At 34.6% G+C, this 26,581-nt stretch carries 32 protein-coding genes and 1 pseudogene; 10 read left to right on the top strand and 23 right to left on the bottom strand.

Features of this window, described 5'->3' with window-relative positions; translation table 11 throughout:
* Window positions 1-191 precede the first annotated feature (191 nt).
* Window positions 192-1,169, bottom strand: coding sequence for a ring-cleaving dioxygenase (locus tag BGI23_RS05230; protein WP_070805409.1), 978 nt, complete (start codon window positions 1,167-1,169; stop codon window positions 192-194).
* A gap of 44 nt (window positions 1,170-1,213) precedes the next feature.
* Window positions 1,214-2,158, bottom strand: coding sequence for a ring-cleaving dioxygenase (locus BGI23_RS05225; RefSeq protein WP_070805408.1), 945 nt, complete (start codon window positions 2,156-2,158; stop codon window positions 1,214-1,216).
* Window positions 2,159-2,795: 637 nt separating this feature from the next.
* Between BGI23_RS05225 and BGI23_RS05220 the strand changes: the two genes are divergently transcribed.
* Window positions 2,796-2,984, top strand: coding sequence for a hypothetical protein (locus BGI23_RS05220; RefSeq protein ID WP_000712159.1), 189 nt, complete (start codon window positions 2,796-2,798; stop codon window positions 2,982-2,984).
* Window positions 2,985-3,006: 22 nt separating this feature from the next.
* On the opposite strand, the gene BGI23_RS05215 is transcribed toward BGI23_RS05220, so the two are convergent.
* The 4 genes from BGI23_RS05215 to BGI23_RS05200 all read right to left on the bottom strand — a co-directional run bounded on the left by BGI23_RS05215 (window position 3,007) and on the right by BGI23_RS05200 (window position 8,950).
* Window positions 3,007-3,207, bottom strand: a complete 201-nt coding sequence (locus BGI23_RS05215; RefSeq protein ID WP_070805407.1) for a hypothetical protein — start codon at window positions 3,205-3,207, stop codon at window positions 3,007-3,009.
* A gap of 594 nt (window positions 3,208-3,801) precedes the next feature.
* Entirely contained in the window at window positions 3,802-4,746 is a 945-nt protein-coding gene (gene yhaM / locus BGI23_RS05210) for a 3'-5' exoribonuclease YhaM (protein WP_000726638.1), read from the bottom strand.
* A gap of 41 nt (window positions 4,747-4,787) precedes the next feature.
* The gene (locus BGI23_RS05205; protein WP_070805406.1) at window positions 4,788-7,712 is read right to left on the bottom strand and encodes an ATP-binding protein; all 2,925 of its coding nucleotides are present in this window, start codon (window positions 7,710-7,712) and stop codon (window positions 4,788-4,790) included.
* The gene (locus BGI23_RS05200; protein ID WP_070807276.1) at window positions 7,709-8,950 is read right to left on the bottom strand and encodes a metallophosphoesterase family protein; all 1,242 of its coding nucleotides are present in this window, start codon (window positions 8,948-8,950) and stop codon (window positions 7,709-7,711) included. Before BGI23_RS05200 ends, BGI23_RS05205 begins: the two co-directional genes overlap by 4 nt.
* A gap of 168 nt (window positions 8,951-9,118) precedes the next feature.
* On the opposite strand from BGI23_RS05200, the gene BGI23_RS05195 reads away from it, so the two are divergent.
* The gene (locus BGI23_RS05195; RefSeq protein WP_000539554.1) at window positions 9,119-9,304 is read left to right on the top strand and encodes a YhzD family protein; all 186 of its coding nucleotides are present in this window, start codon (window positions 9,119-9,121) and stop codon (window positions 9,302-9,304) included.
* A gap of 27 nt (window positions 9,305-9,331) precedes the next feature.
* Here BGI23_RS05195 and BGI23_RS05190 read toward each other — a convergent pair whose 3' ends face one another.
* Complete coding sequence (locus BGI23_RS05190; protein WP_000582789.1) at window positions 9,332-9,694, bottom strand: hypothetical protein; 363 nt, start codon at window positions 9,692-9,694, stop codon at window positions 9,332-9,334.
* Window positions 9,695-10,001: 307 nt separating this feature from the next.
* Between BGI23_RS05190 and BGI23_RS05185 the strand changes: the two genes are divergently transcribed.
* Entirely contained in the window at window positions 10,002-10,142 is a 141-nt protein-coding gene (locus BGI23_RS05185; RefSeq protein ID WP_000273537.1) for a YflJ family protein, read from the top strand.
* Between the two features lie 65 nt (window positions 10,143-10,207).
* On the opposite strand, the gene BGI23_RS05180 is transcribed toward BGI23_RS05185, so the two are convergent.
* The 4 genes from BGI23_RS05180 to BGI23_RS05165 form a co-directional block, all read right to left on the bottom strand.
* Complete coding sequence (locus tag BGI23_RS05180) at window positions 10,208-10,606, bottom strand: hypothetical protein (protein ID WP_070805405.1); 399 nt, start codon at window positions 10,604-10,606, stop codon at window positions 10,208-10,210.
* Between the two features lie 107 nt (window positions 10,607-10,713).
* Window positions 10,714-11,148, bottom strand: coding sequence for a hypothetical protein (locus tag BGI23_RS05175; protein ID WP_060489168.1), 435 nt, complete (start codon window positions 11,146-11,148; stop codon window positions 10,714-10,716).
* A 159-nt stretch (window positions 11,149-11,307) separates the two neighbouring features.
* Complete coding sequence (locus BGI23_RS05170; RefSeq protein WP_000876839.1) at window positions 11,308-11,952, bottom strand: response regulator; 645 nt, start codon at window positions 11,950-11,952, stop codon at window positions 11,308-11,310.
* On the bottom strand, window positions 11,942-13,159 hold the full coding sequence (locus BGI23_RS05165; RefSeq protein ID WP_070805404.1) for a sensor histidine kinase: 1,218 nt from the start codon (window positions 13,157-13,159) through the stop codon (window positions 11,942-11,944). The genes BGI23_RS05170 and BGI23_RS05165 overlap by 11 nt, the downstream gene beginning before the upstream one ends.
* A 103-nt stretch (window positions 13,160-13,262) precedes the next feature.
* On the opposite strand from BGI23_RS05165, the pseudogene BGI23_RS28925 reads away from it, so the two are divergent.
* The 3 genes and pseudogenes from BGI23_RS28925 (at window position 13,263) to BGI23_RS05155 (ending at window position 15,189) form a co-directional block, all read left to right on the top strand.
* Window positions 13,263-13,447, top strand: a pseudogene (locus BGI23_RS28925) (hypothetical protein).
* Window positions 13,448-13,773: 326 nt separating this feature from the next.
* The gene (locus tag BGI23_RS05160; RefSeq protein WP_070805403.1) at window positions 13,774-14,766 is read left to right on the top strand and encodes a zinc-dependent alcohol dehydrogenase family protein; all 993 of its coding nucleotides are present in this window, start codon (window positions 13,774-13,776) and stop codon (window positions 14,764-14,766) included.
* A 117-nt stretch (window positions 14,767-14,883) separates the two neighbouring features.
* Window positions 14,884-15,189, top strand: coding sequence for a hypothetical protein (locus BGI23_RS05155; RefSeq protein ID WP_070805402.1), 306 nt, complete (start codon window positions 14,884-14,886; stop codon window positions 15,187-15,189).
* 572 nt (window positions 15,190-15,761) lie between these two features.
* On the opposite strand, the gene BGI23_RS05150 is transcribed toward BGI23_RS05155, so the two are convergent.
* From BGI23_RS05150 to BGI23_RS28300, 4 genes are all read right to left on the bottom strand, one after another.
* On the bottom strand, window positions 15,762-16,073 hold the full coding sequence (locus BGI23_RS05150) for a YbjQ family protein (RefSeq protein WP_000637511.1): 312 nt from the start codon (window positions 16,071-16,073) through the stop codon (window positions 15,762-15,764).
* Window positions 16,074-16,209: 136 nt separating this feature from the next.
* Complete coding sequence (locus tag BGI23_RS05145; protein WP_002193859.1) at window positions 16,210-16,413, bottom strand: DUF4028 family protein; 204 nt, start codon at window positions 16,411-16,413, stop codon at window positions 16,210-16,212.
* Between the two features lie 125 nt (window positions 16,414-16,538).
* On the bottom strand, window positions 16,539-17,069 hold the full coding sequence (locus BGI23_RS05140) for a general stress protein (protein WP_070805401.1): 531 nt from the start codon (window positions 17,067-17,069) through the stop codon (window positions 16,539-16,541).
* Between the two features lie 39 nt (window positions 17,070-17,108).
* The gene (locus BGI23_RS28300; RefSeq protein ID WP_070805400.1) at window positions 17,109-17,246 is read right to left on the bottom strand and encodes a hypothetical protein; all 138 of its coding nucleotides are present in this window, start codon (window positions 17,244-17,246) and stop codon (window positions 17,109-17,111) included.
* Window positions 17,247-17,467: 221 nt separating this feature from the next.
* Between BGI23_RS28300 and BGI23_RS05130 the strand changes: the two genes are divergently transcribed.
* From BGI23_RS05130 to BGI23_RS05120, 3 genes are all read left to right on the top strand, one after another.
* Window positions 17,468-17,719, top strand: a complete 252-nt coding sequence (locus BGI23_RS05130; RefSeq protein WP_000991340.1) for a hypothetical protein — start codon at window positions 17,468-17,470, stop codon at window positions 17,717-17,719.
* 205 nt (window positions 17,720-17,924) lie between these two features.
* The gene (locus BGI23_RS05125; RefSeq protein ID WP_070805399.1) at window positions 17,925-20,615 is read left to right on the top strand and encodes a response regulator; all 2,691 of its coding nucleotides are present in this window, start codon (window positions 17,925-17,927) and stop codon (window positions 20,613-20,615) included.
* A 16-nt stretch (window positions 20,616-20,631) separates the two neighbouring features.
* Entirely contained in the window at window positions 20,632-21,489 is an 858-nt protein-coding gene (locus BGI23_RS05120) for a CheR family methyltransferase (protein ID WP_070805398.1), read from the top strand.
* A gap of 38 nt (window positions 21,490-21,527) precedes the next feature.
* Here the strand turns inward: BGI23_RS05120 and BGI23_RS05115 are convergent, their stop codons facing one another.
* The 5 genes from BGI23_RS05115 to rsbV all read right to left on the bottom strand — a co-directional run bounded on the left by BGI23_RS05115 (window position 21,528) and on the right by rsbV (window position 24,923).
* Window positions 21,528-22,670 carry a fused response regulator/phosphatase gene (locus BGI23_RS05115; RefSeq protein ID WP_070805397.1) on the bottom strand — a complete coding sequence of 381 codons (1,143 nt, stop codon included), beginning with the start codon at window positions 22,668-22,670 and terminating at the stop codon, window positions 21,528-21,530.
* A 175-nt stretch (window positions 22,671-22,845) separates the two neighbouring features.
* The gene (locus BGI23_RS05110; RefSeq protein WP_000017747.1) at window positions 22,846-23,286 is read right to left on the bottom strand and encodes a ferritin-like domain-containing protein; all 441 of its coding nucleotides are present in this window, start codon (window positions 23,284-23,286) and stop codon (window positions 22,846-22,848) included.
* 70 nt (window positions 23,287-23,356) lie between these two features.
* Entirely contained in the window at window positions 23,357-24,133 is a 777-nt protein-coding gene (sigB, locus tag BGI23_RS05105; protein WP_041184079.1) for an RNA polymerase sigma factor SigB, read from the bottom strand.
* Complete coding sequence (gene rsbW / locus BGI23_RS05100) at window positions 24,096-24,578, bottom strand: anti-sigma B factor RsbW (RefSeq protein WP_000970573.1); 483 nt, start codon at window positions 24,576-24,578, stop codon at window positions 24,096-24,098. Before rsbW ends, sigB begins: the two co-directional genes overlap by 38 nt.
* Window positions 24,579-24,584: 6 nt before the next feature.
* Window positions 24,585-24,923 carry an anti sigma b factor antagonist RsbV gene (gene rsbV, locus BGI23_RS05095; RefSeq protein ID WP_042515077.1) on the bottom strand — a complete coding sequence of 113 codons (339 nt, stop codon included), beginning with the start codon at window positions 24,921-24,923 and terminating at the stop codon, window positions 24,585-24,587.
* 197 nt (window positions 24,924-25,120) lie between these two features.
* Between rsbV and BGI23_RS05090 the strand changes: the two genes are divergently transcribed.
* Window positions 25,121-25,321 carry a methyltransferase gene (locus tag BGI23_RS05090; RefSeq protein WP_070805396.1) on the top strand — a complete coding sequence of 67 codons (201 nt, stop codon included), beginning with the start codon at window positions 25,121-25,123 and terminating at the stop codon, window positions 25,319-25,321.
* Window positions 25,322-25,501: 180 nt separating this feature from the next.
* Here BGI23_RS05090 and BGI23_RS05085 read toward each other — a convergent pair whose 3' ends face one another.
* The 3 genes from BGI23_RS05085 to BGI23_RS05075 form a co-directional block, all read right to left on the bottom strand.
* Window positions 25,502-25,753: a GlsB/YeaQ/YmgE family stress response membrane protein gene (locus BGI23_RS05085; protein ID WP_000522902.1), complete on the bottom strand. Its 252-nt coding sequence runs from the start codon at window positions 25,751-25,753 to the stop codon at window positions 25,502-25,504.
* 75 nt (window positions 25,754-25,828) lie between these two features.
* On the bottom strand, window positions 25,829-26,029 hold the full coding sequence (locus BGI23_RS05080) for a CsbD family protein (RefSeq protein WP_000004269.1): 201 nt from the start codon (window positions 26,027-26,029) through the stop codon (window positions 25,829-25,831).
* Window positions 26,030-26,079: 50 nt separating this feature from the next.
* Entirely contained in the window at window positions 26,080-26,469 is a 390-nt protein-coding gene (locus tag BGI23_RS05075; RefSeq protein ID WP_000448812.1) for a YflT domain-containing protein, read from the bottom strand.
* Window positions 26,470-26,581 lie beyond the last annotated feature (112 nt).

Below are 26,581 nucleotides of genomic sequence, written 5' to 3'. Positions count from 1 at the left end.
TATTACCACCTCTTTTCTATGTATTGAAAAATAATTATCAGAAAATTAAATATTTTAATTGATTATACCAAAGTTTTCCTTTTTGATAACTTGAGAAAAAATTGTCAGAAAACTTCATAGAACAAATAAAAAAACAAGCAGTTCCAGCGATCAGCTAAAACTACTTGCTCTCCTACTTACTATTTCTATTGTTACTCTTTCATAAATTCCTTCGTACTTCTCACTGTATCAATTGGACGAACTAATTTTTCGATTTCTTCACGTTTTGGCTCTAAGAACGGAGGTAATGATAACTTTTCGCCAAGTGTTTCGTATGGCTCATCTCCCATAAACCCTGGGCCGTCTGTTGCGAATTCAAATAAAATTTGTGGTGCAACTCTTGCATATAATGACTCGAAGAAGTGGCGATTTACATATCCAGATGACGGAAGTCCAACGCTACTGATTCTCTCAATCCATTCTTCTAATACAGCACGATCTTCTACGCGGAATGCAGCATGGTGCACCGTACCAAACCCTTGTTGTGCTTCAGGAAGAACTGTATTATGTTCTACAATGACAGAAGCACCGTTTCCACCTTTATTCACTTCAAATAAATAGAATTCTCCTTCTTGCGCAACCTCTTTAAATAATAGAACTTTCTCTAACACTTCTTTGAAGAAACTAAAGTTTGCAATACGGATGAATACAGGGCCTAAACCAGTAATTGCATATTCTAATGGAACTGGTCCGTTTTGCCACGGTGTACCTGATTCTATTCCATTATCTAATTCATCTGAGATTAATTGATAGTGTTGATCGTCAAAGTCAACGAACGAAAGAGTTTTCTTACCAAATTGCTCTTTAATTCCTGTATGTTCTACTTCAAGACGGTCAAAACGTTTCACCCAATACGCTAGTGCTGCATCAGTTGGCACGCGGAATGACGTTTTTGAAATTTCATTTGTACCGTGTACTCCTTTTGGAATACCTGGGAAGTCAAAGAATGTCATATCTGTTCCTGCACTACCTTTATCATCTGCAAAGAATAAATGATACGTTTGAATGTCATCTTGGTTTACTGTTTTTTTAACTAAACGCATTCCTAAAACGTGAGTGAAAAACTCATAGTTCTTTTCTGCACTACTTGTAATCGCTGTAACGTGGTGAATTCCTTTTAATTGGTTCATTTTATATTCCTCCAATGGTTTTAAAATTTATATTTTCTCTTCTATTACTTCTCTTCTATAGGTGCTAAATTCGCTTCAATCTCTGCACGCTGATCTTCTAGGAACGGTGGTAAATCAAGTTTTTCTCCTAAATGTTCCACATCTCCATCAACTGTAAATCCTGGTCCATCTGTCGCAATTTCAAATAGGATTCCGTTTGATTCGCGGAAATATAAGCTTTTAAAATAGAAACGGTCGATGATTCCTGAAGACTGGAAGCCTCTTTGTATCACCTGTTCTTCCCAATAAGCAAGCTCTGTATCGTTTTTCACACGAATTGCTAAATGGTGGATGCTACCGCGGCCCGGTTTTTCAGTAGGACCATCTAAATATTTCACAACGATTTCTCCAAAAGCCTCTCCTTTAATGGACTGGAAAATTGCTTCCTCTTCGCTACGGCTAACCTCTGTATAACCAAACATCTCTGTAAGTGTGCTCGCCATTTTATCAAGTCTACGAACTGTCATTTCCACAGAACCCATTCCTTGAATTTGATGCTCTGCAGGAACTTCTGATTTCTCCCAAGTTTCCCAGTGCTCCACTTTTTCTCCGTTTGAAACGAGTAGTACTAAGCGAAGACCTTCAGCATCCTCAAATTGCAAAGCAGGACGATTTGCATATGTTGTCATTTCACTATGCTTTACATCAAATTTCTCAAATCGTTCTTTCCAATAATGTAAGCTTTCCTCTGAAGGCACGAGTAATCCAATTCGCGTAATTGCATTCGTACCACGGTACGTTTTTCCTACTAAAGGCATTTCAAAAAATGATAATTCCGTACCTGGACTTCCTGTTTTATCTCCGTAAAATAAGTGATACATAGACGGATCATCTTGGTTTACCGTCATTTTCACACGACGTAAGCCAAGCACATTTTTATAAAAGTAATTATTTTCATTTGCATTTTTCGTAACCATTGAAATATGATGATGCCCTTTAATTTCATACATAGTTTATTCCTCCGTTTCATTTTACTAGTCAAGTGATGACTAAAAAAATAACATTTCCCACAACTAATATGGTTTTTAGCGTTTTAATTTATTCTCATTATGTTTTTGTAAATTCATCTTAGTTTTTACTGCATAAGTTGCTTTGTTTTGTAAGTCGAAAGCAAATGAGTGTATGTTTTTCATATGACTCAATCGCTTTCGTTACTATCACTTTACACCTCAAGTGATTAAAAAGCAAGTGATTTATCTCAAATTCGAGATATTTTTTTATTAAATAACATTTTGGACTAAAAACACGAGAAATTCTTGGTTTGAGGACATTATAAAATTCATAAGTTGATGGATGTGAGATATCGCCAGCATTTTTGAAAAAAACACGCTACGAGTATGCGAGATTTTATACAGTTTTTCCGTTAATCCAATAACAGACAAGCACCCTAAAACCGCACCAGAATAGGAATGTATAAAAAATTGCATAGATCCATAGAACGTAAAAAGGAGGTTCCCTTGTGAGAGCAGGGTTCCTCCTTGTCCTTGCTACTGATAATAGAACGTTATGTTAACTGATCATGTATAGGATATTCATATAGGAATTGTTTCTATCAATGCTGAATTATACAAAGAAGGAGGCATGATAATGAAAAAAGAACAATTAATATTAATTGCTAGTCTTACTCTTTTATTTCCTGTCCTTGAATTTTTCTTCCAGAAATATGATTACTTCAATTTTTACGCACATATAGGTATTATAGCCATTGCTGTATCAACTGTCGTATTCACACTCCATTATATAAAACAAATTTATTGGAAATTATCGATCGTATGAGGAAAGTATGACAGAATAGAATTTAATTGAATATGTTTTCTATTACCCGTTTCAAGCTTCTCCCCATACCTTTTACTGCCCATACTAGTTTAAGGAACACTTTAAAGATAGCATCCCATACGTGTTCATTAATAAAAAATTCGTATACTTTCTTTAACCACTCTTTCGGGGATTTACTCTTACGTTTAAACCTTTGCCAATGCGTTTCTTCACTAGTTTTCATAACTACCCCTTCTTTCTTAATCGAATATGCTTTCTATTAGAAGTTTTAACACCTCGCTATAATGATGAAAAGAACGAGGTTTATCATATCTGGCAATTTAATCACTCCTAATTTTAAATTAAATTCATTATATAACGATTTCTAAATTTTTAGTGAATTACCAGTGAGAATTAAGCAAAATTTAAACAAAAACACCTATATTAGGCTTTAGTTACAGGTTTCCCCCCTATAAAATCAACTATTTGCGCCACCAACTATGGGGTACGCGAATTACTTTGATATTATCTTTGAACGAACAAAATAACTCCTTTTGAAAAACAAATGAACTGATATTAATCAACTCCCAATAACGAGAATTATGTAAATAAGCTGCCCATATGGACAGCCTATTGTATTTTTTGCTTAGCATAATTTTTCTGACATGCTGGCGGTACTCAACTAAAAAGTTGATATGCTCCCATTCTAGTGGCAAGATATGTTTTATTAGTTCTTCATTACACCCATACGTACTTCTTAACTATTTTATTTCATTTTCAATAAAAAACAGCCCCACTAAGCATATTAACACTTAATGAGGCCACTTTATTCACACTATTAATTATGAAACGACGGTTTATAGAACGAACGATTATCAAGTGCAAAGACACGCTCAGTGTATTCGCCTGGTTTTGTGCGTCCTAATGCGCGGTCCATCATGTTCATTTTTGCATCTAAGTTATCGATGTAGTGCAGAATTTCTGCTTCTTTTACTAATGGTGGTTTCGGGCTACCCCATTCTGCTTTTCCGTGGTGAGAAAGCACGATGTGTTGAAGAATTAATACTTCTTCTGCATCGATTTGCAGCTCGTCTGCTGCTTTCCCAATTTCGTTCACCATAATTGAAATGTGGCCTAGTAAATTTCCTTCTAACGTATACGTTGTAGAAATTGGGCCAGATAATTCGATTACTTTACCAAGGTCATGTAAAATAACGCCTGCATATAGTAAGTCTTTATCTAATGATGGATATAGATTTGAGATAGCTTTCGCTAAATCAAGCATCGATACGACGTGATAAGCTAATCCAGATACGAACTCGTGATGGTTCTTCGTCGCTGCTGGATAGTCTAAAAATTCGTTTTGATGCTTATTTAATAAATGTCTTGTTAGACGTTGAATGTTCGGGTTTCTCATTTCAAATATGTATTGCGTAATTTTCTCAACCATATCTTCTTTTTTCACTGGTGCTTTTTCTACGAAGTCTGAGATATCTGTTACTTCATTTTCATTCGCAACTCGAATTTGTTTCACACGTAATTGAATACGGCCTTTGTAGTTTAAAATATCTCCAGCTACTTTCACGATTGTTTCCGCTACATATTGTTTCTCAACTTCTGGTGATACGTCCCACAATTTCGCTTCAATATCTCCACTTGGATCTTGTAAGATTACTGTTAAAAATGGCTTTCCATTGCTTGCGATACCTTTTGTCGCTGTTTTAATTAACAAGAAAATATCGACTTGTTCACCAACTTCATACTCTGCAATTTTCTTTTTCATTCGAATTCCTCCACCAAATCAGTTACTTTTAGTATAGCACACTACAACTCATTTTCTTTACGCTTATGCGTTAATTTTATAATCTGTTTTTCTGTAAAATACGCGAGTAAATGCGCATGACATGTAAAGAAGATCACTTGTCTATCCTTTGCAATTTCCTTTATAAGTTCAATCGTCCGATTCGTCCTTACCGCATCAAAGTGCACGAAACTGTCATCAATAATAAATGGATAATCATGCTCAAATGTTTTTGCTAACGCAAATCTCAGCGATAAATACAACTGCTCAGCTGTGGCTTGGCTTAGTTCATGACTATAAAAACGCATACCATCGTTACGCTCTACAATAAACGGCTCCGCCTCTGACGGTGAAAAGATTTTACTATATCGTCCGCCCGTTAAATACACAAAATACTCTTCTGATTTTTGTAAAATACGAGGAAGATGTACTTCATGATAATATTGCTTCGTTTTCGTTAACACTGTCTTTGCGGCCGCATACGCAGCCCACTTCTTCACTTGTTCACGCACTTGCGCTTTTTTCATTTCCCATTCGTGCATTAAATCACCGTACGTACTACCTTCTTCTAAATTCGCAATTTCCATACGATGCTGTGCAATACGCTCTGTCAGTTCTTTTTCCTTTGTAAGACAGTTTTGCGCGGTTGTCAGTTCTTGCTTTAATTTTTCATCATAACCGTCAGCTTCATAATGTTCAGCTAATGATAAACTCGTTAAACGTTGTTCTAAAAGATCAATTTGCGGCAATAAACGCCCCACTTGTTTCTCTGCATCTTCACGTTTTTCCGCTAGTTTACCTGCCTCTAGAAACATCTCTTCATTTGTAGCTTCTGCGATATGCCATAAACTATCTCGTTCTACTACTAATTGCTTTAATTGTTCTTGCATGAACGCATATTCTTCTTGCCATTCAGCTAGTTTCTCTTTTAGCTGCTTACAAGTTTGGCGTTTTTCTTTCTCATTTTGCATACGGCTTTGTGCCTCGTGCAGCTTACTATACTCCCCACTACCGATAACCGTTTCTAGTTTATGTTCAAATTGGGAAATCATTTCATATAATAAAGATTTTCGCGCACCTTGCTTCTCTAATTCACGATATAATTGCTGCATTTTTTCCATACGCTCAAACGCCGGCAATATGTGCGCATACGTATAAAATTCAGGGAACGTATAGCGCTTCTTATACACATTTACTTGTTCGCTTATGCGGAACGTTTCTCTCTCCCATTCTTCATACGATGAAACGACTTTATCATATGCGCGCTCCATTTGCTGCAATTTATAAGACTCACGCTCAAATAGTTTACGTATCTCTTCATCTTTTTCTAACTCATACCGCACAGACATCGCTTCTTCACTTTGTCTCCCGCCAGCACTTTGCTGAAGAGTAAGAAGTTCTTCTTGTAATCCACTTGACGGATCTTTATATAAAACGAGGGCAAGAACAATCCCTACAAAAATAATGACACTAATAAATAAGAGCGGGCGGTTATCTATAAATAAGCTTGTGAATAACACGCCTGTGTTAATAAGAAGTAACAGAAGACAAACTCTTTGCCACTGTTTTTTCTTTTGCATCGCTGCTCCTGCTTTTTCCTCATATTTACGCTTCATTCTCTCAGCGCCCATACCGATAAACGCCGCATCTTGGAACGATTTTTCTTTCTCAACTAACGTATTTCGCTCTTCATCCGCTAACATTTGCTTCTGAATTTGTCTTATATTTTCTTCTTGTTCTTCTAATTGCTCTTGCGCTACTTTAAAACGATCATCAAGCTGTGCTTTTTGCGTTTCTAATTCGCGCGCCTTTTGCACTGCTTGCGTAATTAACTCTTTCGTTGCCAAACTCATATCAAACGAAAGGACTGTTTCTTTTTCAAAAGTAGCACCGATTTGTTGCTCTAGTTCTGCAAGCTCTTCTTTTATATTCGTAATCGTTCCTGTTATATCACGCATTTCTTGACGTGCATTTTCATAAGACATATGCTGCATACGAAGTTCTTCTACATAACTTTCTTTTTGTAAAAATTCTTCATCTATTTGAATCGATTCCATTTCCAATTGCACTGTCTCTATTTTTTTATGGAGCGAATCAACTTGCAACTGAAGCGGCTCCATCTTCGCCTTAATCGCTTCATAACGCGCAATCCCGTTTACAGGAAATTGCCCGCTCTCGTTTTGTAACACTTTCTCGTGTGCACGCTTTTCAATAACGAGAGGTTCAAGTGCTGCTAATATTTCATAATCTTGCTTTCGCTTTTCTGCATTCTCTTTTTCCACGCGAACAGAAGCAAGTTTCTCTTCACTTTCTTTTAGCTGCTCCACTTGCTTTTCATACGTGCCAATTTTCCCTTGCCACTCTTTCATCTTCTCTTCCAGCTTTTTCATCTCTTGCAGTGACACGTTAATTTCAGGTTTACGCCCGCTCGGCTTAAAGCGCTGATCCATTTCTTTTTCTAGCTTTTTATCTAACTGCAATAGCGCATCGCTTCCGACTGCACTTGCCGAAAATAAATAATTGCCGATATCCGCTTCGCCAAGCTGATGAATATTTTGAAGGCCATGCATATCAAAAGAAAAGACCGATTCAAATAAACTTTCATTCATCCCGGTTAATATATCGTGTAAAATTTCTTCGCCGCCCGTTTTCCCGTCTTCAAAATAAACAGTTACCTCCCCAGCGGCCGTCTTTGGCAATCGTTCAATTTTCAAACGGCCGTACTTCTCTGTTTGTACAGTGATCGCCCCGCCATACTTGCCGCCTTCTTTCGGTTCATAACGGCGCTGTCCTCTCGTCGGAAAGCCGAACAAAATACTTTTCATAAACGAGCGAATTGTCGATTTTCCCGCTTCATTTTCACCGTACAACACCGTCAGCATTGACAGATCCATTTCCACATTTTCTAATTTTCCGTACCCATAAATATGGAGTTTTTCCATTCTCATTTCTTATCCCTCTCTTGCTGGAATAATTGTTCTAAAATAATATTTTCTGCTTCCTTTTGAATCTCTCTCTTCTCTTCCTCTGTAAAAGATTCAATACTATTACGTGCTACAGGAGATGTCCAAATTGTGCGCAATACGCCGTCCATATTAGTGAAGGCTTCTAACTCTTTTAGCACACTACCGACGAAATGATTTTCTTCTTTCAAACGCTCGATTTCTGCAAAAGAAACCGTCTCATTTTTCCACTTCATCGCATATACGAAATCTTTTCGCTCTTCGCCCGCTGCTAAAATATGAAAAACCTCTTCCACACGTTTTTCGTCACGTAAATAAGGAGAAAGTGTTCCCTGACCTGTAAATACGACGGTTAAAAGCGTCCCTTCCTCTTCTCTTCGGCATTCATTCATCGCACTCGATACGCTCGTCATAAGTTCATCAACAGTTTCAAGTCCATCGATACTCACTTCTATCTCATCCCACACAACATCCGCCGTATGGAAAAATGAACAGTGCGTTCCTCGTTTCGTAAGTTCAATAAGGTACGCACCCTTCTCGCCCGTTTCCTTACGATGACGTCCTTGTATATTACCTGGATAAATAATGTATGGCTCTTCTGATAAAATTTCACGTTTATGTATATGGCCAAGAGCCCAATAATCAAACTGCTTTTCTTTCAGCTCACGAATTTGAAACGGCGCATAGCGATTATGCTCTGCATCTCCTTCCACACTTCCGTGAAGCATGCCAATATGAAAAGGCGCATCACTCATTTTCGTATACTGCGCTGTCATATTATCCGTTACCGCTTGCTGCAAATAACTAAAACCGTAAATAGAAGCTAACAACTCACCATTTTTATAAAATGATTTCTCTTCTACATAAGGCTCCGTAAACACGTGAACATTTTCCGGAAACTCAATTGCTGCCCAGCTTCCCCCTAAATGATCGTGGTTACCGTGAATAATAAAAACAGGGATATCGTACTGCGAAAGTCTCTTCATTTGCTCGCGCACAAACACTTGCGCTCTCAAACTTCTCGTCTCCGCATCATACAAATCCCCGGCTAGTAATACGAAATCAACGCGCTCTTGAATCGCTTTATCAACAATACGCTCGAACGATTCAAACGTACTCTGCTTCATTCTCTCCCAAACAGACTGCGGTACATTCATCTCCATCCCTTTAAACGGACTATCCAAATGCAAATCAGCCGCATGTATAAACTTCACTTGTTTCACAAATAACGATCCTTTCTTTTTCCGTACTTTACTACGAATAGTAAATCTAGTGCCCATAAAACTTCCCCTTTATTTTAACACGCAATGTCATATATTTCTTTGCATATTCTAGTGATTTATGCCAAAATAGTTATAAGATTCTGATTTTTATTATTGGAGGGAATTTTCATGGGAGTATACGTTCTAACAGTCTTTGAAAAAGATGGTTCAAAAGCATTAGACGAATCATTCGAGGCGGCAACTGAAAAAGAAGCGAAAGCAAAAGGTGAATCTATTTTACGAGAAAAAGGATTGTATGAAAAAACACATCGCTGCACATCTACTGCAGGTAAGCTCGTTTTATTCCAGCGCTAAAAAAAAGAAGCGTCATCCGCTTCTTTTTCACTCTACTATATCTTCGTCACACCACGTAAACACCACATCTAGAATGCGATTACCGATACGTACGCGTTTATTCCATTTTCCTGTTTGGATCTGATGTTGCAATTCCGCTTTCATCTTTTCCGTCCAGTCGTGAATCGTTTCACTACCGTCGTACGGATATACGCTTGGAAACTCTTCCTGCAGTAGATGCAAGCTCTCTGCATCAAAATGAAAATGGAAGAAGTAGTTTGCTGTAAGCGATGGTTCTTGCAATCGTAAAAACTGATCATCAATTTGCTTTCTATTTCGATAGAAAGTAAAGATATTCACTTTACCGCTCGTAATTTGGTCAATTTGAATTTCGTGCTTCTCTATAATCACGTCTTGTCCACCTCGTTGTATACTATCTTTAGTATATATGTCTTTTGCAACAAAGTTAACCATTTTTGCGCGAAATTCATTTCCTTCATTATATTACCTGTACCTCCATATGCAATCAGAGCAGATAAAGTGAAACTTTAATCATTGGGGAATCTTTTAATCCCAAATGATTATTAGTTGAACCAATCGGGCATTTACGGGCAGTTGATCTCCCACCTAACTGCTTTGCTTCATAGCCCAATTTCAAGGTGGGAGTCTTACTGCCCGTTAATGCGGGGTAAAAACAAAGTTGAAGGGGAGCGATCACATGTATTTCGGAAGCAAAGGTTGGTATGTAAAAGAACTTAAAAAATTAGGTATCCGTACTTATGAAGGTAAAAAACTAGAGTCGTATCGTACGCATGTGTTATCTAGTTTACTTGAGAGAATGAAGAGAGCTTCGGCTTAATTGATGTAGGAAGCAACTACGGTTGCTTCCTTTTTATATAGTGGAAAAAAAGAAATAATCCTATCTTAACGTTCTATCTTTACCGTTATACTCTCTTGATAAAAACCACCCATTATCAACTGAATCTCTATTACCAAATCTCTTTCTAGATAATCATTCGTACATACTTTAAATTTCCCATACTTATTAACCCGTCCGCTTCCAACATACATATCACCACTTGTTATGACAATTGTTGAATGTGGTTCTGCACGACCCAACACAAAATTATGACCATATTCCACAGAAGCTATCGTTATTTTTTGATGCATATTATTAATTGAACCTATACATTTCTTTTTACACAAATTAACATTACTTTCTTCAGCCCTCGAAAACGCCAGATTCCTGTTCATCTTTTCTGAAGACGAAGCAACATTCCCCAGCCAAATAAACCTATCAAATGTAGTAATAGGTAGAAACATCTACGCTAACTCCCCCATTCTTCCTTCTCGTTTTTATCGACTACAATCTTTTGTTGAACTTACATCATTAATTTATATATAAATATAAAAAAATATTATTTTTCCATTCAATTTCGCACTGTTAATTTGTATAGAATACATAGAATACTATTTTTCACCCCAGATGCAATGACAACACTACACAAAATAATCCACAATCCATTAAAAGTAAATCCACCTTCAAATGTGTTAATAATAATTATGTTGCCGATTATTAAAAGAATCCATGAAATGGAATACTGTTTTCCATTTGTAATATATAAAACTCCATCCTCATAACAAACTGTAATTCCTCCACCTTGCCAAACACCGATAGCGAAAGAAAAAAGCGTAACGGCCAATAACTCTGCTTGTAAATCTCTAGTCATTGGTTGCGGCGCCGTATAAGTAATAATCCCTATCATCATGAGAAAAGTAATAATATGTATCCAGTTTAATTTTGTTTGTTTACTTTGCAGCCAAATAAAGAAAATTACTACAGAAATTAAAAACAAAGTTGCCATTTAATTATTCTTCTTCCTTTCCCACATTAAAAACGTCTGTGTAATGCAATTAGAGCGTTCTTAAATCTCTCATCCTTTCTAAAGCATAACATGAGAAAATAATAAAAAAATCGTACAAAAGGGCAAGCCTATAATGTACGATTGGGCATATATAATGTTTTAAAAATGAATTAACTTCCTTTCAATAGATACAGCAACTGCTTCTGACCTTGAATTAACACCTAATTTATTGTATATATTTGTTAAATACGCTTTTACTGTTCGCTCAGCTATTCCCATATCGAATGCAATTTCTTTATTCTTATTTCCACGCGCAATAGCTTTCAACACAAACAATTCTTTTTCTGTTAAGTTATTTTCTTCAACCTTATCAGCATATACTTCTTTCCTTTTATAATTCACTATCTTTTCCATAATATTAGGTTGTAGTAAAATCTCACCTCGAATAGCCGCTTCCAATGTTCGAAACAAATTCTCACGATCCGTATCTTTTAGCAAATATCCTTTTGCTCCTAACTCAATTCCCTGTAACATTAATTCATCTTCGTTATAAGTAGTTAATATAATAATCGGCGTATGATTTTGTTTTTTATTTAAAGCTTCAATTGTTTCTAAACCACTCATTTTAGGCATATTTAAATCCATTAAAATAACATCAGGTTTCTTTTTTTCTATGAAAGAAAGGGCTTCTTCTCCATTTGCAGCCTCACCAATAATTTGAAATGAATCACTCGTTTCTATTATTAATTTCAGACCTTCTCTTACAACGAAATGATCATCCACAATTAATACGTTATACTTCATCGCTATCTCCTTCATTATTGATAGGTACTTGAATACACACTTTCGTACCCTTCACCTTTTCACTCAATATATGTATTTCTCCATTAATCAATCGAACTCGCTCATTTAAGCCAATTAAGCCGTAATGTCCAGGATTCTTACCGATATATCCAGTGTCAAAACCAATTCCATTATCTTCAACTTCAATAGTAAGTCTTTCAAGGCTATCGCTATATTCAACTTTCAAATGTACATCTGTTGCCTGCGAATGTTTTGCGATATTCGTTAAACATTCACTAATTACATATAAACAATGTTCCTTTACTAATCTTGAAATATGCGGGGGGCTTTGAATAGTAAATCTCACATGTATAGACGTAGCCTCAGAAAAACGTTGAACTTCTTCCTCTACAGCTTTATTAAATGAATTAGTAGTATGACGCAAATCATCAATAACCAGCCTTGCGTCATGTAAAGTTTGTCTCGCTCTTATCATAGTTTGTTTCATAATCTCTTGAGATCGCCCTGTATTCCCTTTTTGCATATGGGCGTCTATTGCTTCCAATTGCATAATTAAGCTCGCTACACCTTGCGCTAACGTATCATGTAAATCCCTTGCCATTCGCTGCCTTTCATTAGCTAATGTCAATTCTTCTACTCTCATATATGCAGACTCTAACTCTTGAATGTAGCTCTGTATACGATTACGTGCATCATATTGCTGCTTATTAATATAAGAAAAAGGAATAATAATTGCTAGTACTAAAAGGAACATAGAGATAAGAATAGCTACTTTATTCACACCATAATTCATACTAATCGCAGTACAAAATATGGCATACATGAAAGTAAAAACCGCCATTACTTTAAATATATTGTTATAAACATATAAACTTTGGGCAATTAAAATAGGCGTTAATCCAACAAAAATAGCTATTGAACCATTTGGTACAATAAATGCAGCAAGAAACACAATGAAGAGTTGTACAAAAAAGAAATACAACAATTGTCTATTCTTTAATGAACTTGCATACCAATGAAAGATAGTATGAATAACAATAATTATTGTGAAGAAGAAACTATCCATTGAGAGAATATTATTACGAAATTCTAAAAGCATTGAAGCTATATATACGAGTGTAATCCATAAAACAATAAACCTTCTTGGAATAAATACCGCTTCCAATACATTTGTATCCACGTCTATATTTGAATTCATTTTTTTCATATTCAACCTCCACCATTATATTATACAAGATGCAGCTTACATTTTGATAAAGTGAAACTTTAATTAGAGGGGCTTTTTCCCATCCCCATTACAGAATATAAATATGAAATATTGCATATCGAAATGCATTGATATAATTGTAAGCGCTTACTATAATAAGCGTATAAAGATTTATTGCATCTTACCATTAAAAAAGGAGGCACTCATATGGAAATCGCAATGGCAGTTTTAAAATTTGTAGGTGGAGTAATTCCATTAGTTCAAGAACTTTTAAAAGCATTCATGTAAGGTTATCATTCAGCAATTATCTATAATAATTATCATACAAATGATCTGTATATCAAAAACAAATTGATACACAGATCATTTGTGTGAGAAAACTTTATACGAGAACTATGTAACCTAGTAGAACAATAATAATGCATCTATCTCAAGTTAGAAAAAGACGCTCACAAGGGCGTCTTTTTCTTATATTACTATGTATTTAGGAGAAAGCGATTTTATCAAATAGATAAACGACGAATTTCTGTTCCCGTTTATTTTTTGATAACGAAATAATCACTCCAACCAAAAATGCTATAATAAACCCAATCAAACTAAGGGGGAACATTACTTTGCACGGAAAACACATTCAATTTCACAAGTTCGGCAATCCAAAAGATGTATTACAAGTTGAATATAAAAATATAGAACCATTAAAAGAGAATGAAGTTTTAGTTCGTATGCTAGTTAGACCGATTAATCCATCTGACTTAATTCCAATAACCGGAGCGTATGCCCATAGAATTCCGTTACCTAACATACCTGGTTATGAAGGTGTTGGCATTGTAGAAGATGTAGGGGCTTTTGTTTCTAGAGAACTTATCGGCAAACGTGTTTTACCGTTACGCGGCGAAGGTACTTGGCAAGAATATGTGAAAACATCAGCTGATTTTGTAGTTCCTATTCCCGATTCCATCGATGATTTCACAGCGGCACAAATGTATATTAATCCTCTTACGGCGTGGGTCACTTGTACAGAAACGCTAAACTTACAGAGTAATGACATTTTATTAGTGAATGCTTGCGGATCCGCTATTGGACATCTATTTGCGCAGTTATCACAAATTTTAAACTTCCGATTAATTGCCGTTACACGAAATAATAAGCATACAGAAGAATTACTGCGCCTTGGTGCTGCATATGTAATCGATACTTCCACTGCCCCGCTTTATGAAACTGTTATGGAATTAACGAACGGGCTCGGTGCGGATGCTGCAATTGATTCTATCGGGGGACCGGATGGAAATGCATTAGCTTTCTCCTTACGTCCAAACGGGCACTTTTTAACGATCGGGCTTCTATCAGGTGTACAAGTAAACTGGGCAGAGATTGTCACGAAAGCAAAAGTACACGCGAACATATTTCATTTACGACATTGGAATAAAGAGGTATCACCATATAAATGGCAAGAAACGTTTCGTCACTTAATTCGCTTAGTAGAAAATAAGCAATTACGTTTTATGAAAGTCCATTCTACATATGATTTAGCGGATGTGAAAGCGGCAGTTGATGTTGTGCAGTCTGCTGAGAAAACGAAAGGGAAAGTATTTTTGACTAGTTATTAACTACAATTGAAGTGGGCTTTTTGATTGACCTTTTAAATAGACTAGATAATACATTTAGGAACGAAAATTTGTAAGTATCTGGTATAATTATATTAAAAGGTGAAAGGAGCTTCTAACATGTGGCTAATTTCGGCAATTTGGCCTGTTATACTAGTCGGGGGAATTGTAGTATTTGTAATAAAAAGATTGGAACATAAATATAAGCACGGCAAATTGGGTAAGAAAAAATCAAATGAGGCTCAAATTTTATTAGACAGTTTCATACCGATAGGAATGTTTATTGGCTGTATAATCGGTTTGATTTTCGGCATGTTTTTCCCGGATTATTCACTTCTTGCAGTGAGTTTAGGATCCGGAATCGGCTATTTATTGGGGTTTTTCGCCTATGAAATTTATAGCAAAACAGGAAACCACTTCTCATAATCAAAAAAGAATAAACGGGACAGTACATAGTAGTCATCAAAATATGTACTGCCCTTTATTTTTGCATCAATGTTATCACCGTACGTTCCACATCCTATACACCTTTTTGATTGATTTTCCTCTCCTCCCTCTTTTGTATATTCGCTTTTTTGTTTTCATTAGATCTATACCCATAGTAAAGTAGAGCACATGTAATGACAGAGCCTACAATGTATCCTAAAAAACACCCTAACCAAAACATAATGTAATCGCCTCCATTCATTATAAATTTTATGTAATATAACGCTTTACATGCTCAATCGTTTATTTCTATCAACTATACACTCTCTAAAATTATTCATACCACTCATTCTCGCCGTACATCAAATAGCAATTTTATTATTTGTCATAAAGTTAACATCTTCATTAAATATATACAAATTTCCCATACTATCACTTTCGTATTTGGAAATAATATACTAAACTTGAAATAAGTAAGCTAGCAATCAACTCTTTTCCCTCTTAACTTTAGTTATGAACAAAAAAATCCCCTCAAAGCATAAACTTCAAGGGGGAGCCTGTTTTTCATTTACTTATATACGTACAGCTGTACCACTTACAGCAACCATTAACATTCCATCACGAACAACTTCATAATCTACGTCAACCCCAACGATAGCGTTCGCACCTTTTTGTTTTGCAAGTTCTTTCATTTCATCCATTGCGATATCACGAGCTTCTTTTAGCTTGCTTTCGTAAGAACCGGCACGACCACCGACAACATCACGAACAGATGCGAATAAGTCGCGGACAATATTTGCACCCATAATAGCTTCACCATTTACAATATCGATATACTCAATAATTTCTTTACCTTGAATTCCAGACGTTGTTGTTACAATCATGACTGACACTCTCCTAATAAGTTGTAGTTTTAATAAGCTTTCTTATGTCTTTATTATGACATGGAACAAGTAACGAATCTATTGAATTACCTTACAGGAATGTGACAGTTTTGTAAGAATACAGCGACTATTTTGTTTAATAAAGCGCTTTAACATTAGGATACATAAACGATTCCCTATTTTCTTTCCAGTCGCGTTCTACTTCTTTAAAAGTTGGTCGCCCTAATTCTTCCTTGTTTTCATGTTTACGAAACCATTTCTTCACATACTGATCTCCATTTTTATTTTGCACTGTACAAAGGAAGCTATTACTACTATCCTTTAATATTTTTACAATCACGACAAGACACCCCTTCTCTCTTAAACTTGATCTTTTACCATAAGCCCTTCCTCTCTTATAGTCATACGACTCCTCGGTCGCGCCAAAGTTGTAAGATCAAAAACGATATTTACTTTGTTTACATTTTATTTAAAGAAATCCGAGTTATAAGCATGATGCTTATCAAATATTTTGTAGATTTCTAACTTATCATCTAATTTTGCATCTACTAAAATTAATATATTCCCATCGTAAATATATTCTTCATACTTTTTAGCATGGTCTTCAGGGATTCCTAAGCCGATAAATGCTCCTATTAAACTTCCAGCTCCTCCGCCAATACCGGCTCCCCCAATAGCTGCTGCGATCGGTCCTGCTGCTACAATTGGGCCCAGTCCAGATACAGCAAGTACACCAAGACCTGTTAATAAACCACCGAGTCCGCCTGCTACTCCTCCTGCTACAAGCCCGGTTGCTGAAAAGATATCTGCTTTATGTGCCGTTTCGCTATTCACTTTTTCACCCGATTTTTCTTCCAGATGTTCAATTTCCTTTTGATCCTTCGCAATAGCTGAAATGTTATCTGCTGGGTATCCTTTTTCCTTTAATTCATTAATAACGAGTGCCGCATCATCAATTGTTGGAAAAACACCTACTATTTTTCTATCTACATTCATAACTATTAACCTCCTAAAATTTTATATAACGTATCTTTATTACTCTTCGTTTTTATATACACTAATTTTTTTATTCACATAACCATTTACGAAAAATGCTAACAATAAAAGGACTACAAGAGAACTACTTAACAAGGAAATGAAATCAAATGTAATATCCGTTATCATTTTATCCATATGTAACAGTCTCCTTTTTATTTAAAGTAAAAGTATATTTTTATAGACTAGAACTTTACAATTCATCTTCGGTCAATCTCTTTATGGTATATGTATACCCTTCTTACCCCTTTCTAAACGTAAAAAACTATAATTATATTTTTTCTTATTTATATGTTTAACTTTTTTTAAAACGGGTACGTTTATATTGTTATGCTTATTATATGGAAAGGAATATTACGATGAATGCCATTCACTCTACTACTATTCTTTATAATGAAACACCTACAATAACGCAGATTCATCATTTTTATGCTTTAATGACAACATTTCAAACAAATGTATTTATAAGTAAACAAGGAACACTTACTTCTATTAAAAACTTAAGCACATTAGTATCATTTTTCCTTACTGTAAAAAAGAGGGAGCTTGTATTATTTATATTTGAAGGAGTAGATGCAAAAAGAGCTTTAAGAACACTCTTTCCTTCTTAAAGGTTTTATTATCTCCCTATTCCCTCGATTGTTACTTTTCATATATAGTTTTATACTTCAAAATAATTTCCTCTATTCAAAACGAACCCCCTAATACAATAGGGGGATTTCTAGTTTGGCCTTATGAAAACTGATATAATATATATTACGTTTTTCATTCTTTAAAATAGAAAACTTTTAATAACCTTGAAGGTAGGAATTTTTAATGAAATCGGAAGCAAAATTTAGTATTCGCTACAAAATTATGGCTGGTTATTTAGTTATCATTTTGTTTTTACTTATTTCTTTTATTATGTTAAACAATCAGATTTCCAATTTACAAAAATCTCGTAATTTTATTATTGATCACGATTTTAAAGTTCTCAATTTAACGAACCAAGTGGAAAAAGACTTGCTAACAATAGAAAATAAGGCGAAAGGCTTTATCACTTCTAATAACGCGAACTATTTGCAATCTCTTAACTCTGCCGAAAGAGATTATGAAAAACATTACCATAATCTTTTTTCTTTATTAGAAGATAATCCATCTCAGCAAGAAAAATTAAAAGAGATTAACGGAAACATTACTAATTGGATGAATAAAGAGATTCACCCGTTAATTGCAAATCATAATAGTAATAAAATACAAGAAATCGACACTACCGAAATCCAATCATTACAATCACAACTAACTGACTTCCGTAGCACTGAGGAGCAATTAACGAAAAAAAGAGCTGCACAATTAGATACTAAAAATAATAAATTAGAGCTTTGGTTATACAGTTTATTGTTCTTACTATCTTGTATTTCTATTATCGTTTCACTTTATATTTCCAATTCCATTACAAAAACGATTAAAAATGTAATTCAAGCTATTAAATCCATTTCTTCTAAAGAAAAAATTACGGAAAGAATTCATGTAAATACACATGATGAAATAAAAGATCTTGCTCATACAACGAACCATCTGCTAGACGAAATATCTAAAAGAGAGTGGTTACAAACGGAGATTGCAGAATTAATTTTAATGTATCAAGGTGTATCTTCTATTGAGATGTTAGGTAACAAAATTTTGAGTGGCATTATACAAAAAACGCAAACTTCTTGCGGTGCATTCTATGTACGTGAAGAAGTTGAAGAAACTGTCTACTTTGTGAAAAAAGCTTCTTTCGCCGATCAAGGTATTGATATTGGAAAACAATCCATTAAAATGGGTGAAGGTTTCATTGGACAGTCTGCTTTAGAAAAGAAAAGTTTTATTCTTAGGGATATACCTGAAGAGTTTCGTTACGTTACTACTGGATTATTAGAAATACGCCCTAAAAATTTACTAGTCATCCCTGTCTTATTTGAGGATGAAGTGATTGCAGTAATGGAGTTAGTAAGTGTAACTGACATTTCAGATTTACATCAAGATTTAATTCACCAAACTGTTGATAATCTAGGTTTAACAATCCACAGCATTATGGGACGTATGCGAATTCAAACTCTTTTACATGAATCACAAGCAATGACAGAAGAGTTACAAGTTCAATCAGAAGAATTGCAAACGCAAGCGGAAGAACTACAAATGCAAGCCGAGGAATTAAGAACAACGAACGAACAGTTAGAGTCTAGAACGAAAGAGGCCGAGCAAAAGACAGCTGACTTACAAGTGACTAAATTAGAATTAGAAGAAAAAGCAAGCGAGTTGTTACGTAGCTCAAAATACAAATCTGAGTTCCTAGCAAATATGTCACATGAATTACGCACACCGTTAAATAGTATTTTACTATTATCTGAAATGTTAAAAGAAAATCATGATAATCATTTATCCGATGATGAAATTGAATTGGCAACCGTCATTAATTCATCAGGGAAGGATTTACTTACTTTAATTAATGACATACTAGATTTATCTAAAGTAGAAGCCGGAAAACTAGATGTCATTTTTGAAGCAACGAACATAAGTGATATGGCAGCAAGTATGCAGCAAAACTTCTTACATATCGCTGCACAAAAAAATGTTGAATTTACTGTTGAAGACAGTGACACGATTCCTGATCTGTTTTATACAGATGCAAAACGGATTGAACAAATTATTAAAAACTTATTATCCAATGCATTTAAATTCACGGAAAAAGGATCTGTCTCTTTACATTTCGATTCGATAGAAACAAGCAATTTAAGTGATGATATGCAGTCTATAAGTAAAGACTGGATGACAATTTCAGTAAAAGATACTGGTATTGGTATCGCTAAAGAACAACATCAACTTATTTTCGAAGCCTTTCAACAGGCAGATGGCGCAACGATTCGGAAGTATGGTGGTACAGGCTTAGGATTATCTATTTGTAAAGAGTTTGCTAGATTATTAGGTGGTTGGATTACGTTACAGAGTCACGTAGGAGAAGGCAGTACTTTCACCGTATATATTCCTAACCTTCCAAATGGATTACATGATGTACAGTTGTCCAATTTAGAAGTCGCAGCAACGGTAGATGAAGTTATTCCTGCTGAAGTTGTCGAGGAAACTATCGTGATTCCAGAAACAAATAACGTCTTCCAAGAGAAAACTATTTTAATTGTCGATGATGATCATCGGAATATATTTGCATTACAAAATGCATTAAAAAAACAACATGCCAATATCATTACTGCACAAAACGGCCTAGAGTGTTTAGAAATACTAAAAAACAATACAAATATCGACCTTATTTTAATGGATATTATGATGCCAAATATGGACGGTTATGAAACGATGGAACATATCCGAATGAACTTAGGGTTACATGAAATACCTATTATCGCATTAACTGCTAAAGCAATGCCAAATGATAAGGAAAAATGTTTATCTGCTGGCGCTTCAGATTATATAAGTAAACCATTAAATTTACATCAACTCTATTCGGTAATGAGTGTATGGTTAATAAAATAAGTGAGGTTTCGTTTCAGTGGAAAATAAGTATTATAATTTTGATCCATCAGTAGATACGGATAAGCGTACGAACTTAGAAATTGACTTACTATTAGAAGCGGTATTTAAACTATCAGGATTTGATTTTCGCCAATATGCTCGCACATCTATTTATAGGCGGATTTGTAATCGAATGCAGATTTCTAATATCCCTACCATTTCAAAATTAATTGAAAAAGTAATTCATGAGGAAGGGGTTTTAGAGCAGTTATTAAATGATTTCTCGATCAATGTAACTGAGATGTTCCGTAATCCTATCTTTTTTAAGGCGCTGAGAGAGCATGTTATTCCTGAATTAAGAAAGCATCCTGAAATTAGAATTTGGCATGCTGGATGCGCAACTGGTGAAGAAGTATTATCCATGTCCATCTTACTTCATGAAGAAGGATTAAGTGAAAAAGCTATTATTTACGCAACAGATATGAATACAGATGTGTTAGAAAAAGCAAAACAAGGTATTCTTCCATTAAATAAAATGCAAACTTATACGAAAAATTATTTACAAGCTGGCGGTACACAAGCATTTTCTAACTATTATTCAACGGATAATCGTTTTGCTTATTTTAATCCTTCACTGTTACAAAACATTATTTTTGCACAACATAATTTAGTAACCGATCAATCTTTTAACGAATTTCATATTATCCTTTGCCGTAACGTTTTAATTTACTTTACAAGTAAACTTCAAAACCAAGTACAGCAACTATTTTATGAAAGTTTAAGTCACAATGGATTCCTATGTTTAGGAAATAAAGAAACTCTTCGTTTCTCGGATATCATGCCGCATTATACGCAATTTAATCCACACGAACAAATCTATCAAAAAATACAATAAAAGCGTATGAAATCCTCTATTTGGATTTCATACGCTTTTTATTTCGCATTCGTTTGTATCATAATTAAACACATATCATCTGATTGTGCTTCTTTCTGTTCTTCCTTATAAAACTCTTCTATCTCTTCTTCTAGCTCTCCCCATTTTCTTTCTGTAAAAGTACGTAATTTCTCTTCAGCCTCAAATTCATCATTTGCTATTGCTTCAAGTACACCATCTGTAAACAATACGATTTGAGCGTTCTTCTCAAAAGGTATAACTGTCTTTTCAACTTTTATTTCATCAAAAAATCCTACCGCACAACTCCCGCGATTTAGTTCCACTACATTTGTTTCATCAACTAAAACATATCCAGAAGGATGTCCTGCATTTACATATTCAATCGTTCTATCTTCTGTATTAACTACTAAGTATATCGCTGTAAAATAATATGGAATATTGTCATTCTCATTATGTAAAAGAGTCATATATTTATTTAAGTCTTTCATGACAAGTTCTGGATCGATTAAACATTTAATTGTTTCACGTAATACAGACGAAATGAACATGCAAACTAAGGAAGCGGATACACCATGTCCCATCACATCTAATAATATAATACCGTAGCGGTTTTCATCGATTTTATACCAGTAATACATATCTCCAGCTAGTTTAAATGAAGGTAAATAACTTGCTTCGATTTTTATATGCTCTTCTCTTAATGGGCTACTTAATAAGTTTCTTTGTACTTGCGTAGCTAAATCTAGTTCATTCCGAAGATTTTCTTCCTGTTCTTTATGCCAATTTAATTCCGATTTCAAGCGTAGTGCTACACGCATACGCGCTAACAATTCAACCTTATTTATTGGTTTTGTAATATAATCCATTGCACCTATATCAAGTGCTTCAGCTAATTTATTCGCATCTTCTAAAGCTGTAACAAAAATAATAGGGATATCTTTAAACTTCTCCTCTTTTTGTAATCGCCTACAAACTTCAAGTCCATCAATTTCAGGCATCATAATATCTAATAGTATTAAATCTATTTCGTTATGCCTGGAAGAATCTTTTCCAAAATGGATGTATTCGAAAAGCTCTTGTGCAGAATTAAGTGATACAAGATCCTGATATCCGGCTTGTTTTAAAATCTTCTTAATTACAAAGATATTCACCGGATTATCATCTACAATTAAAATGGACACAAGTGATTTCCCCTTTTCTTATATAAAATGTAAATCGATTATTATTTTCTATTTTTCTAGTATTACATACTCAGTTATAAAATGAAAATTTCCTACTCAAACATATTTTTTATATAGCAAAAGAACAAACCCCCAGAAATGAGAGTTTGTTCTTTCACTCTATAAGTTTCCACTTTTAATTTAACACCATTGCTTTATCATTTAAAAGACGATCTAATTCTTCCATATGATTTGTTTCATCTGCAATCATATCTTCTAACTTTACAACTAACTCTGTCATATTTAATTTCGCTGCTTGTTCTTTTCTCTTTTCATAACGCTTAATTGTTTCATATTCTGACTTTCTAGCTTCTTCTAACATTTCTCTAACGTCTTCTACTTGTTTCACTGGTAAAGGGATCGTAGTAGGTGTACCACCTAACGTCTTAATTTTCTCCGCTAAATATAGGGCATGTCCTTGTTCATCACTAATTTCAGATTCAAAGAAAGGTTTTAACACTTGTCTATATATACCAGAAACTGTTGCTGCATTATGGTTATACATAATAATTGCTGAGTATTCTCCTGCTAAATCTTCATTCAATCCTTCGATTAGTTCTTTCACATCGTGTGACATTTTTATATCTCCTCCTATACTTAATACGTACCCCTTTTCCCATGTTTTAAACATCATTATTTTAAATTTTTTATGTATCTAAAAATGCGGCTTGCTTCAATTTACTTATCGCTTGTCTTTTAATACGAGAAACGTGCATTTGTGAAATACCTAACCGTTCCCCTGTATCCTTTTGATTTAAATTCTCTTCAAATATATAATGAATAACACTCTTTTCCGTTTCATTTAATACGTTAAAAATATCCTTTAAAACGAGACGCCTTTCTGTCTCTTCATATCCTTGCTCTACTTCACCTACAGATTCAATTCTCGCTACCGAACTTCCATCAGATGCATTTTCAACTACATCATCTAAGGAAGATACTCGATAATTATTTTTCGCATCCATAATTTCTAGTACTTCCTCTTCGGATAGTCCTAAATGGTCTGCAATCTCTATAATCTTCGGTGAACGTTGCAGGTGATCTGTTAACTCCTCTATCGCAAGTTTAATTTTTCCGCCTAAATCTTTAATTCGCCTTGGAACGTGAATGCCCCAAGTTTTATCGCGTAAATACTTCTTTATTTCCCCTACTATCGTAGGTATTGCAAAAGGCTCAAAAGCATTCCCTATCGAATAATCATACCTTCTTATTGCGCCTAAGAGCCCTAACATGCCTACTTGTATAATATCTTCATGCATCGGTCCGCCTTTTGAATAGCGATATGCAATGGAATAGACAAGATTTTTATAATGCTCAACTAACCTTTCCTGCGCTTCATCACATTGGTTTTGTTGAAATTCTGCAATTAGTTTCATAACGTCTTCTTTAGTAAGATTCGTAGGTTGAGATTGGATTTCCATCATTCTCCACCTGCTCTCTTTGTATATATTTTGTCATTAAAACTGTCATGCCCTCATCATGCATGATTTGTATATCATCCATTAACGTATTGATTAAATATAAACCTAAACCATTTTCCGGCAAATGTTCTACTGGTTTACTAATATCATACGGACCAACTTTCCTTTTTAAGTTATTAAAATCAAAGCTAACCCCATTATCCGCAACCATAATTTCTAATCGATCTTCATATAGCCCAAAGACAATTGCAATTTCTCCAACGTCTTCTTTGTATGCATGTTGTACAATATTTGTACATGCTTCACTAATAGCAATTTTCATATCTTCTATATCGTCATAAGCAAAGCCCATTCGATTCGCAACACCAGCCATCGTTAAACGAATAATAGCCACATATTCTGCCTTTGCAGGAATTTTCATTTCTATCTTTTCAAATCTCTCCATCATCCCTAGTCACCTTCTTTCTACTTTTTCAAAATCGGAATTCAAATTTAATATTTCTGTCAACCCTGTAATATCAAATAATCTTTTTAGTCTTTTAGATACACCAATAAACTCTAGTTTTCCATTATTTTTCTTAACCGCTTTTAATAGAGCTATAAAAACACCTAAACCTGTACTATCCATATACTCTACCTCAGTAAAATCTACTACCATATGAACCTCTTTTTCGCTCGCAATAGGCATGATCTTATTTTTCAAATCTGATGCCGTATATGCATCAATTTCACCATTAAGCTGTACCGTATACCCTACATCATTTTGCAAAATATTTATTCCCAAATTCATCATTTCCGCCCCCTTATCTCAAACTACTACTATGTTAATTACCCATAAAAATTAGTTTTAAACATATTTTTTTATTTTTATTATAAATAAATTTTCCACACCTTTCTCGGCTTAACACGTAAAAAATAATACCAAATGTTTAAACCTTATAAATTTGTGTATGTATAATGTATAAACATTATTTTTAGGGGGATCTATCTATGGAAGAGCACAACTTTAAAAAGGGAGATTTCGTTCAATTTTCTTATCGACACGATCATGCTACAAAATTAGTTGGTTCCATTATTAATATACTAACGAATACGATTGTAGTGGATATAGGTAATAGCGAGGACTTACCTCATATAGAACCAAGGCAGGTCGTAAGAATAAATAATTGTAAAAAAGTAACGATGGCTTAATACATAAATAGAAAGTGTAATTTCAATGAGCGGGGGCCTTCATCCCCCGCTCATTCCTATGCAGATTACATAAAAAAGCATCCAAATTATTTGAATTGGATGCTTTTTTATGTATATTTATCATTCTATTTACTTTATAACTATATATAATAAACTTAAGATTACTATTCATTATCATACTTACGCTTTCCGTAGCATTCTAGAGAAGAATGTAACAATTAAAATAAAGACGATTGCACCTAATAACGCTGGAAGAATAAAGATGCCTCCCCATTCAGGACCCCAATGACCAAATAACGCACTACCTACCCAAGATCCGATTAATCCGGCAATCACATTACCAACTATACCTAAAGGAAAGTCTTTTCCCGTAATCATTCCAGCTAACGCACCAATAAGTCCACCTACAATACACGTAATAATAAGTCCCACAATTAACCCTCCTATATTCGTTTTATATTGGATTTATCAAGCTTTGGTATGTAACCAAAGCTTGATAAACATGTATTATTCTTTATTATCCAACCCATCACTTATCTTTTGTTTAACTTTTCCGACTTTTTCTTTTATCGTTCCCTTCGTCTTGTCCCACTTCCCTTCATTTTTCAACTTTCTATCTTCTGTAACTTCACCAATTCCTTCTTTTACTTGTCCCTTTGTCTTTTCCACTTTACCAGTAATTTGTTCTTTTAGTCCGCTCTCACTCATATTTCCCATCTCCTTTTCGTAATAGATTTATAGATTTACAGGATACAAATTTAAATAGAATACATGCATCTTCTTTCTTGTAACCATTCACCGACTCTCTCTAAATCTTTAACGAATAACAAGATCTTCCCTTCATCTAGCTTTTCTTCGTAGAAGTTTGCTTCTTCTTCATTAAGTCCTAACTCTTGCATCTTATTTCTTAACTGATCTCCCGTGTTTTGAAAGACGTTAATAATGCTTGTCCCAAGTCCCTCCTCTTTTATTCCAATTGTATTCACGTCTGCGTTGTCTGCAATTCTGTCTGTCCTTTCTTTCTCATGTGTTAATACGTAAATATCTTTTTGGTCTATTCCTTTCTTCACTAGATCATTCGCCGCATTCATGACCTCTTTCTCCGTAATAAATTCATATACAAAAGGTTTACTATACTTCGTTTCCATCTTTAACTTCCTCCTTTAAAATGAATTATTTGTTATATTATATGTAGTACACCTATTTTCGAAATGTTAAACATAAAATTTGAAAAAAGTTATGTGAATTTTGCTTTTAATA

The sequence above is a fragment of the Bacillus sp. ABP14 genome (assembly GCF_001831375.1).
Classification (GTDB): Bacteria; Bacillota; Bacilli; order Bacillales; family Bacillaceae_G; genus Bacillus_A; species Bacillus_A paranthracis.
This window is presented reverse-complemented; position numbering and strand designations above follow the sequence as displayed.